At 60.4% G+C, this 14,808-nt stretch carries 11 protein-coding genes; 7 read left to right on the top strand and 4 right to left on the bottom strand.

What is annotated here, in order from left to right:
• Positions 1–254 precede the first annotated feature (254 nt).
• The 4 genes from AB7M22_RS18685 to AB7M22_RS18670 form a co-directional block, all read right to left on the bottom strand.
• Positions 255–995, bottom strand: coding sequence for a YciK family oxidoreductase (locus tag AB7M22_RS18685; protein ID WP_007899713.1), 741 nt, complete (start codon positions 993–995; stop codon positions 255–257).
• A gap of 117 nt (positions 996–1,112) precedes the next feature.
• Positions 1,113–1,784, bottom strand: coding sequence for an N-acetylmuramic acid 6-phosphate phosphatase MupP (mupP, locus tag AB7M22_RS18680; protein ID WP_253550442.1), 672 nt, complete (start codon positions 1,782–1,784; stop codon positions 1,113–1,115).
• Between the two features lie 4 nt (positions 1,785–1,788).
• Entirely contained in the window at positions 1,789–2,487 is a 699-nt protein-coding gene (gene ubiG / locus AB7M22_RS18675; RefSeq protein WP_454187394.1) for a bifunctional 2-polyprenyl-6-hydroxyphenol methylase/3-demethylubiquinol 3-O-methyltransferase UbiG, read from the bottom strand.
• Positions 2,488–2,558: 71 nt separating this feature from the next.
• Positions 2,559–3,893 carry a TRZ/ATZ family hydrolase gene (locus tag AB7M22_RS18670; protein ID WP_454187393.1) on the bottom strand — a complete coding sequence of 445 codons (1,335 nt, stop codon included), beginning with the start codon at positions 3,891–3,893 and terminating at the stop codon, positions 2,559–2,561.
• A 109-nt stretch (positions 3,894–4,002) separates the two neighbouring features.
• Between AB7M22_RS18670 and mtnA the strand changes: the two genes are divergently transcribed.
• The 7 genes from mtnA (at position 4,003) to cmk (ending at position 14,718) form a co-directional block, all read left to right on the top strand.
• Positions 4,003–5,079, top strand: a complete 1,077-nt coding sequence (gene mtnA / locus AB7M22_RS18665) for an S-methyl-5-thioribose-1-phosphate isomerase (protein ID WP_454187392.1) — start codon at positions 4,003–4,005, stop codon at positions 5,077–5,079.
• A 514-nt stretch (positions 5,080–5,593) separates the two neighbouring features.
• A complete protein-coding gene (gyrA, locus tag AB7M22_RS18660) occupies positions 5,594–8,263 on the top strand; it encodes a DNA gyrase subunit A (protein ID WP_454187391.1) in 2,670 nt (889 codons plus the stop codon).
• A 228-nt stretch (positions 8,264–8,491) separates the two neighbouring features.
• Positions 8,492–9,577: a 3-phosphoserine/phosphohydroxythreonine transaminase gene (serC, locus tag AB7M22_RS18655; RefSeq protein WP_454187390.1), complete on the top strand. Its 1,086-nt coding sequence runs from the start codon at positions 8,492–8,494 to the stop codon at positions 9,575–9,577.
• Positions 9,577–10,671 carry a prephenate dehydratase gene (pheA, locus tag AB7M22_RS18650; RefSeq protein ID WP_007899727.1) on the top strand — a complete coding sequence of 365 codons (1,095 nt, stop codon included), beginning with the start codon at positions 9,577–9,579 and terminating at the stop codon, positions 10,669–10,671. Before serC ends, pheA begins: the two co-directional genes overlap by 1 nt.
• 12 nt (positions 10,672–10,683) lie before the next feature.
• Positions 10,684–11,796 (top strand): histidinol-phosphate transaminase, encoded by a 1,113-nt coding sequence (hisC, locus tag AB7M22_RS18645; protein ID WP_454187389.1) that lies wholly within the window; start codon positions 10,684–10,686, stop codon positions 11,794–11,796.
• A 28-nt stretch (positions 11,797–11,824) separates the two neighbouring features.
• On the top strand, positions 11,825–14,032 hold the full coding sequence (locus tag AB7M22_RS18640) for a bifunctional prephenate dehydrogenase/3-phosphoshikimate 1-carboxyvinyltransferase (protein WP_367375765.1): 2,208 nt from the start codon (positions 11,825–11,827) through the stop codon (positions 14,030–14,032).
• Complete coding sequence (gene cmk, locus AB7M22_RS18635; protein ID WP_007899742.1) at positions 14,029–14,718, top strand: (d)CMP kinase; 690 nt, start codon at positions 14,029–14,031, stop codon at positions 14,716–14,718. The genes AB7M22_RS18640 and cmk overlap by 4 nt, the downstream gene beginning before the upstream one ends.
• The last annotated feature ends 90 nt before the right edge of the window (positions 14,719–14,808 follow it).

The raw sequence follows: 14,808 nt of genomic DNA, 5'->3' as shown, positions 1-14,808 counted from the left end.
CCGAAGATTAGTAACCTATCGGCTCAAGCTCCGCCTCTTCTGCTTTCACACGGCGTGTCTGAGCAAAATTAGAGCGAAAGTCGTGCCATTCGGTTCAGTCGAATAAAAAGCTTTAAAAATCAAAATACTGGAAGGAGATGGGAGAGGAGTCGTGGAGGGTGATGACATTTATTTGACTTGAAGCAGGGGTGGTTGCCACCGGGTTTGAGTGCCGCGGCGGGAAGCCGTCGCGGCAGAAAAGCGACGCACGGGCATTACTGAGCGTTAAATGCCTGACCATTGATGCCGGTACTGTCCGGACCCATCAGGTAAAGGTAGACCGGCATAATCTCCTCGGGTGTCGGGTTGTTCAGCGGGTTTTCACCGGGGTAGGCCTGAGCGCGCATGCTGGTGCGGGTAGCTCCGGGGTTGATGCTGTTGGAACGCACCGGTGCCACCGTGTCTACTTCGTCGGCCAGGGTTTGCATCAGGCCTTCGGTAGCGAACTTGGAAACGCCGTAAGCGCCCCAATACGCACGACCCTTGCGACCGACGCTGCTGGAGGTGAACACCACCGAGGCGTCCTGAGACAACTTGAGCAGTGGCAGCAGGGTGCTGGTAAGCATGAACATGGCGTTGACGTTGACGTGCATGACGCGCATGAAATTCTCGCCGGACAACTGCTCGATCGGTGTCCGGGGACCGATGATCGAGGCGTTGTGCAGCAAGCCGTCAAGGTGGCCGAACTCGGTCTCGATCATGGCTGCGAGTTCATCGTATTGATGAGGCAGTGCGGTTTCCAGATTGAACGGAATCACGGCGGGTTGTGGATGCCCGGCGGCTTCGATTTCGTCGTAGACCTGAGTCAGGTTGGCTTCGGTCTTGCCCAGCAACAGCACGGTGGCGCCGTGGGCGGCGTAGGTTTTTGCAGCGGCAGCGCCAATGCCACGGCCAGCGCCGGTGACCAGGATGACCCGGTCCTTGAGCAATTCAGGGCGGGCGGAATAATCAAACATAAAAAACCTCAACATAATCCGTTAACAGGGCCGAAAAAGATCGCAGCCTTCGGCAGCTCCTACGCCGATCGCGGTCTCCTGTAGGAGCTGCCGCAGGCTGCGATCTTTTGATTTGAATCAGCAACTGCACAAAGCGTTGTCCAACACCTCGAGCAACGCCAGCGGATGATCGATCACCACGTCTGCGCCCCAGTGCTTCGGGTTATCGTCCGGGTGAATATAACCGTAGGTCACCGCGCAGGTTTTGGTGCCCGCATCGCGGCCGGATTCGATGTCCCGCAGATCATCGCCCACAAACAGCACGCTGGCCGGGTCCAGGTCGAGCATCTTGCACGCCAGGATCAACGGCTCCGGGTCCGGTTTGCTGTTCTTCACATGGTCGGGGCAAATCAGCACTTTCGAACGTTCGGCCAGGCCCAGCTGCTGCATGATCGGCTCGGCGAAACGTACCGGTTTGTTGGTGACAACGCCCCAGATCAGGTTGGCCTTTTCGATTTTCTCCAGCACTTCGGCCATGCCGTCGAACAGATGGCTGTGGACCGCGCAGCCCTTGAGGTAGCGGTCGAGGAATTCCTGACGCAGTTCCTCGAACCCCGGCGATTCCGGGTCCATGGAAAAGTTCGCAGCGACCATCGCCTTGGCGCCGCCGGAAATTTCATCGCGAATGTGTTGAGTGTTGATTGGCGGCAAACCACGATCAGCGCGCATCGCCTGGCAGATGGCGATGAAATCCGGCGCGGTGTCGAGCAGGGTGCCGTCCATGTCGAAAAGAACTGCTCTGATACGCATCGGCTTACTCCTCGCGCAGGGTCTGGATCATGTAGTTGACGTCGACATCGGCGGCCAGCTTGTAGTGCTTGGTCAGCGGGTTATAGGTCAGGCCGATGATGTCCTTGACGGTCAGGCCGGCCATGCGGCTCCAGGCGCCAAGCTCCGAGGGGCGAATGAATTTCTTGAAGTCGTGGGTGCCGCGCGGCAGCAACTTCATGATGTATTCGGCGCCGACGATGGCGAACAGATACGCCTTCGGGTTGCGGTTGATGGTGGAGAAGAACACCTGGCCGCCCGGTTTGACCATTTTGAAGCAGGCGCGGATGACCGACGACGGATCCGGCACGTGTTCAAGCATTTCCAGGCAAGTCACCACGTCGAACTGCTCGGGCATTTCTTCGGCCAGGGCTTCGGCGGTGATCTGCCGATACTCGACGCTCACGCCGGATTCCAGCTGATGCAATTGAGCGACGGCCAGCGGCGCTTCACCCATGTCGATGCCCGTCACGGTCGCGCCGCGTTGAGCCATGGCTTCGCTGAGGATGCCGCCGCCGCAACCGACGTCGAGGACTTTCTTGCCGACCAGATTGACGCGCTCGTCGATCCAGTTGACCCGCAGCGGGTTGATGTCGTGCAGCGGTTTGAACTCGCTTTCGCGATCCCACCAGCGATGGGCCAGGGCTTCGAATTTGGCGATTTCGGCGTAGTCGACGTTGCTCATGGTGTCAGTCCTCTAAAACTTGAAAAATCCTGTTGCCCCGGTTTCGGTCCAGGGTGCTTACAATTCGGTACTTACGATTCGGTGTGGCCGCTGATGCGCCTGCCCCAGGCGTTGGCGGTGGCGCACAGCTGTGCTTCATCCAGGCGGGTCAAGCGACGGTCGTCGAGCAGTTGCTTGCCGGCGACCCAAAGGTGTTTCACGCAGTCGCGGCCAGTGGCATAGATCAGTTGCGAAACCGGGTCGTAGATCGGTTGCTGTGCCAGGCCCGACAGGTCGAACGCGACGATGTCCGCCGCTTTGCCGACTTCCAGCGAACCCGTTTCAGCTTCGATTCCCAGCGCGCGAGCGCCATTGAGCGTGGCCATGCGCAGGGCACGATGGGCGTCCAGCGCGGTGGCGGAGCCAGCGACGGCCTTGGCCAGCAGCGCAGCGGTGCGGGTTTCGCCGAGCAGGTCGAGGTCATTATTGCTGGCCGCGCCATCGGTGCCGATCGCCACATTGACCCCGGCTTGCCACAAGCGCTCGACCGGGCAGAAACCGCTGGCCAGCTTCAGGTTCGACTCCGGGCAATGAATCACATTGGTGTTACTTTCTACCAGCAGCATCAGGTCTTCATCGCTGATCTGGGTCATGTGAACGGCCTGGAGGCGCGGCCCGAGCAGGCCCAGGCGGCCAAGGCGGGCCAGCGGGCGTTCGCCGCACTGCTCGACCGACTGCTGCACTTCGAAAGCGGTTTCATGGACGTGCATATGAATCGAGGCGTCCAGTTCTTCGGCGATCACCCGGATTTTTTCCAGGGTTTCGTTGCCCACGGTGTAGGGTGCATGGGGCCCAAAAGTGATTTTGATCCGCTCGTGATGCTTGAGATCGCCAAATAATTCAACGCCCTGACGAATGGCTTCATCCGCCGTGGCGGCGCCTGGAATCGGGAAATCGAGGATCGGAATGGCGATCTGGGCGCGAATGCCGCTGTTATGTACGCGTTCGCTGGCAACCTTCGGGAAGAAATACATGTCGGAGAAACAGGTGATGCCGCCTTTGATCTGCTCGGCGATGGCCAGGTCGGTGCCGTCGCGTACGAACGCCTCGTCTACCCATTTGGCTTCAGCGGGCCAAATGTGCTTTTCCAGCCAGGTCATCAGCGGCAGATCGTCGGCCAGGCCGCGGAACAGCGTCATTGCCGCATGCCCGTGAGCATTGATCAGGCCGGGGCTGAGCAGAATGTCCGGCAATTCGCGGACTTCGGTTGCGTTAAACTTCAAGGCTGCTGCGCGCGGGCCGATAAATACGATACGACCGTCGCGGATGCCCAAGGCATGCTCTTTAAGGACCACGCCAGCCGGTTCGACGGGTACCAGCCAGGTCGGCAGCAATAACAGGTCGAGCGCAGCGGTGGGGGTCGGCATCGAAAGTCGGTTCCAGTGCTTTTGTAAAGGATGGCGAAGTATACCCGAGCGTCTTCGCGGGGGGCTCGCTATAATCGGCGGTTTTTGTTCATGAGTGCGGGGTATGGGGATGCGCGATCGACTGTTGGCTGCGGAGAGGGTGAAGGCCATCGATTGGCGTAATGACGCCCTGTATCTGCTGGATCAGCGTATTTTGCCGTTCGAGGAAACCTGGATCGCCTACACCAGCGCCGCGGGTGTGGCTGAGGCCATTCGCTCGATGGTGGTACGCGGCGCGCCAGCGATTGGCATCAGTGCGGCGTATGCCATGGTGCTGTCGGCCCGCGCCCGAATTGCCGAGGGCGGTGACTGGCTGGCGGCGTGGGAAGAGGATTACGCGCTACTGGCCGATTCCCGTCCAACAGCGGTTAATCTGTTCTGGGCCTTGAATCGCATGCGTGACCGCCTGGACCGCCTCAAGGACGACGCAGATCCTCTGGCGGCGCTGGAGGCGGAGGCCATCGCCATCCATGAAAGTGATCGCGAAGCCAACCTGACCATGGCCCAACTGGGTGTGGACCTGATCCGCAAGCATCAGGGTAACGCCCAGGCGATCCTAACGCACTGCAACACCGGCGCCCTGGCCACTGGCGGCTTCGGCACGGCGCTGGGAGTGATTCGCGGGGCTTTCATCGAGGGCATGGTCGAGCGCGTCTATGCCGATGAAACCCGGCCATGGCTGCAAGGTTCGCGTTTGACCGCATGGGAATTGGCCAATGAAGGCATTCCCGTGACCCTCAATGCCGATTCCGCCGCTGCACATATCATGAAAACCAAAGGCGTGACCTGGGTAATCGTCGGCGCCGACCGCATTACCGCCAATGGTGATGTGGCGAACAAGATCGGCACTTACCAGCTGGCGGTCAACGCCATGCACCATGGCGTGCGCTTCATGGTGGTGGCGCCGAGTTCGACCATCGACATGAACCTGGCCAGTGGTGACGAGATCCCCCTCGAAGAGCGTGACGGCCGCGAGTTGCTGGAAGTTGGCGGCAAGCGGGTCGGGGCGGATGTCGATGCGTTCAACCCGGTGTTCGACGTAACGCCTGCGGATTTGATCGACGCGATTGTTACCGAAAAAGGCATCGTCGAACGGCCGGATACCGCGAAAATGGCGCAGTTGATGTGCCGTAAGCGTCTGCATTGATGATCCCAGGCGCCTGATCAATCGCTATCGCGGGCAAGCCCGCTCCCACAGGTTTTGTGAGCGCTACCACACCCTGTGGGAACAGGCTTGCCCACGAAGAGGCCCTCAAAGCCAATGAAGCAAGCCTGATCTCCCTCAGGTTTTGTGAGCGCTAGAGAACCCTGTGGGAGCGGGCTTGCCCGCGAAGAGGCCCGGAAGACAATGAATAAGGCTCGAATCAGGCCTGGATTCTTCATTCAACACGGCTCTAAGCCCCTCTCGTCCCTTTCAAGCCTGTCACCGGTCAACTAACTATGCTCCATGCGCATCTGGGGGATAGGTGCGTGGCGGCTCTTGTGATAACATCCGGCGGTTTCCAGGGTAGCCTGATGTGGCTGCCTTTACTGCGCAGATCCATGGCATAACTCGTTGATTTGTCGTAAGTCGGTGCACGGCACTCAGTCTGCATCGGCGAGCTTCGTTCGTCCCATATGGATGTGACGAAGTTTCACCAGAAAAAGGAATCAGGCTTCTCATGGGCGAACTGGCCAAAGAAATCCTCCCGGTCAATATCGAAGACGAGCTGAAGCAGTCCTACCTCGACTACGCGATGAGCGTGATTGTCGGGCGGGCACTGCCGGATGCGCGCGATGGCTTGAAGCCCGTGCACCGGCGTGTGCTGTTCGCGATGAGCGAGCTGGGCAACGACTTCAACAAGCCGTACAAGAAATCTGCCCGTGTTGTCGGTGACGTGATCGGTAAGTATCACCCTCACGGTGATACCGCGGTGTACGACACCATCGTTCGGATGGCGCAGCCATTCTCGCTGCGTTACCTGCTGGTAGACGGTCAGGGCAACTTCGGTTCGGTGGACGGCGACAACGCCGCGGCCATGCGATACACCGAAGTGCGCATGACCAAGCTGGCGCACGAGCTGCTGGCTGACCTGCACAAAGAAACCGTGGACTGGGTGCCGAACTACGACGGCACCGAAATGATCCCGGCGGTCATGCCGACCCGTATTCCCAACCTGCTGGTCAACGGCTCCAGTGGTATCGCCGTGGGCATGGCGACCAACATCCCGCCGCACAACCTCGGTGAAGTCATCGACGGTTGCCTGGCACTCATCGACAACCCTGAGCTGACCGTCGATGAACTGATGCAATACATCCCCGGTCCGGACTTCCCGACCGCCGCGATCATCAACGGTCGCGCCGGCATCATCGAAGCCTACCGTACCGGCCGCGGGCGCATTTACATGCGTGCCCGCTCGATGATCGAAGACATCGACAAGGTCGGTGGTCGTCAGCAGATCGTCATCACCGAACTCCCTTACCAGCTGAACAAGGCGCGTCTGATCGAGAAGATCGCCGAGCTGGTAAAAGAGAAGAAGCTCGAAGGCATCACCGAGCTGCGCGACGAGTCCGACAAGGACGGTATGCGCGTCGTGATCGAACTGCGTCGCGGTGAAGTGCCTGAGGTGATCCTCAACAACCTCTACGCCCAGACCCAGCTGCAAGCGGTGTTCGGTATCAACATCGTCGCGCTGATCGACGGCCGTCCGCGGATCCTCAACCTCAAGGACCTGCTGGAAGCTTTCGTTCGTCACCGTCGCGAAGTGGTTACCCGCCGTACCGTGTTCGAACTGCGCAAAGCGCGCGAACGTGGTCACATCCTGGAAGGTCAAGCGGTTGCCCTGTCGAACATCGACCCGGTCATCGCCCTGATCAAGGCCTCGCCAACACCGTCGGAAGCCAAGGAAGCGCTGATCAGCACTGCCTGGGAATCCTCCGCGGTGGTCGCGATGGTTGAACGTGCCGGTGCCGATTCCTGCCGTCCAGAGACCCTGGACCCGCAATACGGTCTGCGCGAAGGCAAGTACTTCCTGTCGCCAGAACAGGCGCAAGCCATTCTGGAACTGCGTCTGCACCGTCTGACCGGTCTGGAACACGAGAAGCTGCTGGCCGAGTATCAAGAGATCCTCAACCAGATCGGCGAGCTGATCCGCATCCTCAGCAGCGCCACGCGCCTGATGGAAGTGATCCGCGAAGAACTGGAAGTGATCCGCGCCGAATACGGTGATGTGCGTCGCACCGAGATTCTCGATGCCCGTCTCGACCTGACCCTGGGTGACATGATCCCGGAAGAAGAGCGCGTCGTGACCATTTCCCACGGTGGCTACGCCAAGACCCAGCCATTGGCTGCGTACCAGGCTCAGCGTCGTGGCGGTAAAGGCAAATCGGCTACCGGCGTCAAGGATGAGGACTACATCGCTCACCTGCTGGTCGCCAACAGCCACACCACGCTGCTGCTGTTCTCCAGCAAAGGCAAAGTGTACTGGCTCAAAACCTACGAAATCCCGGAAGCCTCCCGCGCTGCCCGTGGTCGTCCGTTGGTCAACCTGCTGCCGCTGGACAGTGATGAATACATCACCACCATGCTGCCGGTCGAGGAATACACCGAAGGTCATTTCATCTTCATGGCCACTGCCAAAGGCACTGTGAAGAAGACCCCGCTGGAATCCTTCAGCCGTCAACGCAGTGTCGGCCTGATCGCGCTGGAGCTGGATGAAGGCGACGTACTGATTTCTGCCGCCATTACCGATGGCGAGCGCGAAGTCATGTTGTTCTCCGACGGTGGCAAGGTCACTCGCTTCAAGGAAACCGACGTCCGCGCCATGGGCCGTACCGCTCGCGGTGTCCGCGGCATGCGTCTGCCGGAAGGCCAGAAGCTGATTTCCATGCTGATCCCGGAAGAAGGCAGCCAGATCCTCACCGCTTCGGCGCGTGGTTTCGGCAAGCGCACCGCGATCACCGAGTTCCCTGAGTACAAACGTGGCGGCCAGGGCGTTATCGCCATGGTCAGCAACGACCGTAACGGCCGTCTGGTCGGCGCGGTTCAGGTGCTCGACGGCGAGGAAATCATGCTGATTTCCGACCAGGGTACTTTGGTTCGTACCCGTGTCGACGAAGTGTCGAGCCTGGGTCGTAACACCCAGGGCGTGACCCTGATCAAGCTGGCCAGCGATGAAACGCTGGTGGGCCTGGAGCGGGTTCAAGAGCCATCGGAAGTCGAAGGCGAAGAGCTGGCAGGTGAAGGGCTTGAAGGTGAAGAGGGTGCAGTGTTCGACGGTGAGGTCGTGATCGACGACGTGGCCGAAGACCAGCAACTCGACGCCGCCGCTGACGAAGAGCCGCAAGAGTAAGCGGGCAAGCAGGGGGCGGATGAAGATTCGCCCCCTTGTTGTTTGTTCTGTTTGAAAATTTGCGACACTGCACAGGATCGTTCCCACGCTCTGCGTGGGAATGCCGCTCGGGACGCTCCGCGTCCCATGACGCAGAGCGTCATTGGATGCATTCCCACGCAGAGCGTGGGAACGATCATCCGCAGACCGAAAGATTTAAGTGACCACCAAATCAGAGCGAGATTGGATGTGAGCAAGAGAGCCTATAACTTCTGTGCCGGTCCTGCGGCGCTTCCCGAAGCTGTCCTGAAGCGCGCCCAGGGTGAACTCCTTGATTGGCATGGCAAGGGCCTGTCGGTCATGGAAATGAGCCATCGCAGCGATGAGTTCGTGTCTATTGCCACCAAGGCCGAGCAGGATCTGCGTGATCTGCTGAATATCCCCTCGAACTATAAAGTGCTGTTTCTGCAGGGTGGCGCGAGCCAGCAATTCGCTCAGATTCCTCTGAACCTGTTGCCGGAAAGCGGCACTGCCGACTATATCGATACCGGTATCTGGTCGCAGAAAGCTATCGAAGAAGCCTCGCGCTACGGTCACGTCAACGTTGCCGCCACCGCCAAGCCCTACGACTATTTCGCTATCCCCGGTCAGAACGAATGGAACCTGTCCAAGGATGCGGCCTACGTTCACTACGCACCGAACGAAACCATTGGCGGCCTGGAATTCCAATGGATCCCGGAAACCGGTGATGTACCGCTGGTGGCCGACATGTCCTCGGACATCCTCTCGCGTCCAGTCGATGTTTCGCGTTTCGGCATGATCTACGCCGGCGCCCAGAAAAACATCGGCCCGAGTGGCGTCGTCGTGAACATCGTGCGCGAAGACCTGCTGGGTCACGCCCGTTCCATTTGCCCGACCATGCTCAACTACAAGGTCGCGGCCGATAACGGCTCGATGTACAACACCCCGCCAACCCTGGCCTGGTACTTGTCCGGTCTGGTGTTCGAGTGGCTGAAAGAGCAGGGTGGCGTCGAAGCCATCGGCAAGCTCAATGAAGTGAAGCAGCGCACGCTGTATGACTTCATCGACGCCAGCGGCTTGTACAGCAACCCGATCAACAAGTCGGACCGCTCGTGGATGAACGTGCCGTTCCGTCTGGCCGACGATCGTCTCGACAAGCCGTTCCTGGCCGGTGCCGACGAACGTGGCCTGCTGAACCTCAAGGGCCACCGTTCCGTGGGCGGCATGCGTGCCTCCATCTATAACGCCGTCGATATTGTTGCGGTCAACGCACTGGTTTCGTACATGGCAGAGTTCGAGAAGGAACACGGCTAATGTCTGAGCAAGAACTCAAGGCACTGCGCCTGCGCATTGATGCTCTGGACGAAAAAGTCCTGGAGCTGATCAGTGAGCGCGCACGTTGCGCCCAGGAAGTTGCGCGAGTAAAGATGGCCTCGCTGGCCGAAGGCGAAGTGCCGGTGTTCTATCGTCCTGAGCGTGAAGCTCAGGTGCTCAAGCGTGTGATGGAGCGTAACCAGGGGCCGCTGGGCAACGAAGAGATGGCGCGGCTGTTCCGCGAAATCATGTCCTCGTGCCTGGCCCTCGAGCAGCCGCTGAAAGTGGCTTACCTCGGTCCTGAAGGTACATTCACTCAGGCCGCAGCCATGAAGCACTTCGGCCACGCGGTGATCAGCAAGCCGATGGCGGCGATCGACGAAGTGTTCCGTGAAGTCGCGGCCGGTGCGGTGAACTTTGGCGTGGTCCCGGTGGAAAACTCCACCGAGGGCGCGGTCAACCACACCCTCGACAGCTTCCTCGAACACGACATGGTGATCTGTGGCGAAGTCGAGCTGCGGATTCACCATCACCTGTTGGTGGGTGAAAACACCAAGACCGACAGCATCAGCCGCATCTATTCCCACGCCCAGTCCCTGGCCCAGTGCCGCAAGTGGCTGGACGCCCATTACCCGAATGTCGAACGCGTGGCGGTTTCGAGCAACGCCGAAGCGGCCAAGCGGGTCAAGGGTGAGTGGAACTCGGCGGCGATTGCCGGCGACATGGCCGCCGGTCTGTACGGGTTGACTCGTCTGGCCGAGAAAATCGAGGATCGTCCGGACAACTCCACGCGATTCCTGATGATCGGCAGCCAGGAAGTACCGCCGACCGGCGACGACAAGACCTCGATCATCGTCTCCATGAGCAACAAACCCGGCGCGCTCCACGAGCTGCTGGTGCCGTTCCACGACAACGGCATCGACCTGACGCGTATCGAGACCCGTCCGTCGCGCAGCGGTAAATGGACCTACGTGTTCTTCATCGACTTCGTCGGCCACCACCGCGACCCACTGGTCAAAGGTGTACTGGAAAAGATCAGTCAGGAAGCAGTAGCACTCAAAGTGCTGGGTTCCTACCCGAAAGCAGTTCTCTAAGGGCGGTAGCAAATGAGTGGCAACTTCCTCGCTCTGGCACAGCCGGGCGTGCAACAACTTTCGCCTTACGTTCCGGGTAAACCCGTGGACGAACTGGCCCGTGAGCTGAACCTCGATCCGGCCAATATCGTCAAACTGGCGAGCAACGAGAACCCGTTGGGCGCCAGTCCCAAGGCGCTGGCGGCGATTCGCGAAGCGCTGACCGAGCTGACCCGCTATCCGGACGGCAACGGTTTTGCACTCAAGACCCTGCTGGCCGATCAGTGCCGCGTCGAGCTGAGCCAGGTAACGCTGGGCAACGGCTCCAACGACATTCTGGAGTTGGTGGCACGTGCCTATCTGGCGCCAGGCCTGAACGCGGTATTCAGCGCGCATGCGTTTGCGGTCTATCCGATCGTCACCCAGGCCGTCGGCGCCCAGGCAAAAGTGATCCCGGCCAAAGACTGGGGGCATGATCTGTCGGCCATGCTCGCCGCGATCGATGCCGATACCCGCGTGGTTTTCATCGCCAACCCGAACAACCCGACCGGGACCTGGTTCGACGCCCAAACGCTGGATGATTTCCTGCAGGACGTACCGGCCCATGTGCTGGTGGTGCTGGACGAGGCCTACATCGAGTACGCCGAAGGCAGCGACTTGCCCGATGGCCTGGACTATCTGGCGGCCTACCCGAACCTGCTGGTCTCGCGCACCTTCTCCAAGGCCTATGGCTTGGCGTCGCTGCGGGTCGGTTACGGCTTGTCCTCGGCCATCGTCGCCGATGTGCTGAATCGCGTGCGTCAGCCGTTCAACGTCAACAGCCTCGCACTGGCTGCCGCTTGTGCCGCGTTGCAAGACGTCGAGTACCTGGCCGAAAGCCGTCGCTTGAACGAGTCCGGCATGCAGCAGCTGCAAGCGGGTTTCCGTGAGCTGGGTCTGAGCTGGATTCCATCCAAAGGCAACTTCATCTGTGTCGATCTGGGTCGCGTTGCGGCGCCAGTGTTCGAGGGGTTGCTGCGTGAAGGCGTGATCGTGCGTCCGGTGGCCAACTACGGCATGCCGAACCACCTGCGTATCACCATTGGTCTGCCGGCTGAAAACAGCCGCTTCCTCGAGGCGCTGACCAAGGTTTTGGCCCGTGGTTGATGTCACTGCACTGCAATCTGCTCAACCTATGATCGGTCGCCTGGTGGTGGTCGGCCTGGGGTTGATCGGCGGTTCGTTTGCCAAAGGCTTGCGTGAAAGCGGTCTGTGCCGCGAAGTGGTCGGGGTCGATCTCGACCCGCAGTCGCGCAAGCTGGCGGTCGAGTTGGGCGTGGTGGATCGCTGCGAAGAAGACCTGGCGGCGGCTTGCCAGGGCGCTGACGTGATTCAGCTGGCGGTGCCGATCCTGGCCATGGAGAAGTTGCTCGCGCTGTTGGCGGGCATGGACCTGGGGCAAGCGATTCTGACCGACGTCGGTAGCGCCAAAGGCAATGTGGTGCGCGCGGCGACCGAGGCGTTTGGCGGCATGCCGGCGCGTTTTGTGCCGGGGCATCCGATTGCCGGTTCCGAGCAGAGCGGGGTGGAAGCCTCCAATGCCGAATTGTTCCGTCGCCATAAAGTGATTCTGACGCCGCTGGATCAGACCGACCCGGCCGCGCTGGCAGTGGTCGACCGGTTGTGGCGCGAACTGGGCGCCGACGTCGAGCACATGCAGGTCGAGCGTCACGACGAAGTGTTGGCGGCGACCAGCCATTTACCGCACTTGCTGGCGTTCGGTTTGGTCGATTCGTTGGCCAAACGCAATGAAAATCTTGAGATCTTCCGTTACGCTGCGGGCGGTTTCCGCGATTTCACAAGAATCGCCGGTAGCGACCCGGTCATGTGGCACGACATCTTCCTCGCCAACCGCGAAGCTGTCCTGCGCACACTCGATACATTTCGCAGCGACCTCGACGCCTTGCGCGACGCGGTCGATGCAGGGGATGGGCACCAATTGTTGGGCGTGTTCACTCGCGCCCGGGTTGCCCGCGAGCATTTCAGTAAAATCCTGGCCCGCCGGGCCTATGTGGACGCTATGAATTCCAACGATCTGATTTTCCTGGCACAACCTGGTGGCCGCCTGACTGGGCGGATTCGTGTACCGGGCGATAAATCGATTTCCCACCGCTCGATCATGCTCGGTTCCCTGGCTGAAGGCGTCACCGAAGTGGAAGGTTTCCTCGAGGGCGAAGACGCTCTGGCGACCTTGCAAGCTTTCCGCGACATGGGTGTCGTCATCGAAGGTCCGCACCACGGTCGTGTGACCATCCACGGCGTCGGCCTGCATGGCCTGAAGCCTGCGCCGGGCCCGATCTATCTGGGCAACTCCGGCACTTCGATGCGTCTGCTGTCTGGCCTTTTGGCTGCGCAGAACTTCGATAGCACCCTGACCGGCGATGCTTCTCTGTCCAAGCGTCCGATGAATCGCGTGGCCAATCCGCTGCGTGAAATGGGCGCCGTGATCGAGACCGCTGCTGAAGGTCGTCCACCGATGACCATTCGTGGCGGCAACAAGCTCAAGGGCCTGACTTACACCATGCCAATGGCCAGCGCCCAGGTTAAATCCTGCCTGTTGCTGGCGGGTCTGTATGCCGAAGGCAAGACCACCGTCACCGAGCCGGCACCGACTCGCGACCACACCGAGCGTATGCTGCGCGGCTTCGGCTACCCGGTGACCGTCAACGGCGCGACTGCCTCGGTCGAGTCCGGCCACAAGTTGACCGCGACCCACATTGAAGTGCCGGGCGATATCTCGTCGTCGGCGTTCTTCCTGGTGGCGGCGTCGATTGCCGAAGGTTCGGAGCTGGTGCTTGAGCACGTCGGCATCAATCCGACCCGTACCGGTGTGATCGACATCCTGCGCCTGATGGGCGCTGATATCACCCTGGAAAACCAGCGTGAAGTCGGCGGTGAACCGGTAGCGGATCTGCGCGTACGGGCAGCTAAACTCAAAGGTATCGAGATCCCTGAGGCGCTGGTTCCACTGGCTATCGACGAGTTCCCGGTGCTGTTCGTGGCCGCGGCATGTGCCGAAGGGCGCACCGTGCTGCGCGGCGCCGAAGAGCTGCGCGTGAAGGAGTCGGACCGGATCCAGGTGATGGCGGACGGCCTGCTGGCGTTGGGCGTCAAGTGCGAGCCAACCCCGGACGGCCTCATCATCGACGGCGGCCAGATCGGCGGCGGCGAAGTGCACGGTCACGGCGATCACCGGATTGCCATGGCTTTCAGCGTGGCTTCGCTGCGCGCAAGTGCACCGATCCGCATCCATGATTGCGCCAACGTCGCGACCTCGTTCCCGAACTTCCTCGCGCTGTGCGCGCAGGTCGGTATCCGTGTTGCACAAGAGGCTCAGTCGTGAAAAACATCGCACCGGTCATCACCATTGATGGGCCAAGCGGCTCTGGCAAGGGCACGGTCGCCGGGATGTTGGCCAAGCGCCTGGGCTGGAACCTGCTGGATTCCGGTGCGCTGTATCGATTGCTGGCTTTCGCTGCGCATAACCATGGCGTCGACCTGACGAACGAGGAATTGCTCAAAAAGCTTGCCGCTCATCTGGATGTGCAATTCATCGCAGCGACCGACGGTCAGCTGCAGCGCATTATTCTGGAAGGCGACGAAGTCAGCGATGTCATTCGCACTGAAAGTATCGGCTCGGGTGCCTCGCAAGTCGCTGCGTTGCCCGCCGTGCGCGACGCGCTGCTTCAGCGCCAGCGGGCCTTTCAGGAGTCACCGGGTCTGGTGGCCGATGGTCGCGACATGGGCACGGTGGTATTTCCCGACGCGCCGTTGAAGATTTTCCTGACCGCCAGTGCCGAGGAGCGTGCGCGCCGTCGATACTTGCAGTTGAAGGGCAAAGTCGATGGTGTTAGTCTGTCGAGTCTGCTAGATGAGATACGTGCGCGCGATGAGCGTGACACCCAGCGAGCGGTAGCCCCGCTCAAACCGGCGGCTGACGCCATCCAGCTGGATTCCACGGAATTATCCATCGATCAGGTGCTGGAACGCATCATGAGCGAGATCGCCATTCGCGATATCGCCGGGTGACCAAGAAACGACCCAGGGGACCAGTCATAGTCCTGTGCCGTTTCTTTAAATGAACGTAACCCACATCGTCTGGGATGTGGAGATGGGCGT

Source organism: Pseudomonas sp. ADAK2 TE3594 (assembly GCF_053628675.1).
Note: the sequence above shows the minus strand (reverse complement) of the source record. Positions and strands in the feature narration are given on the sequence as shown.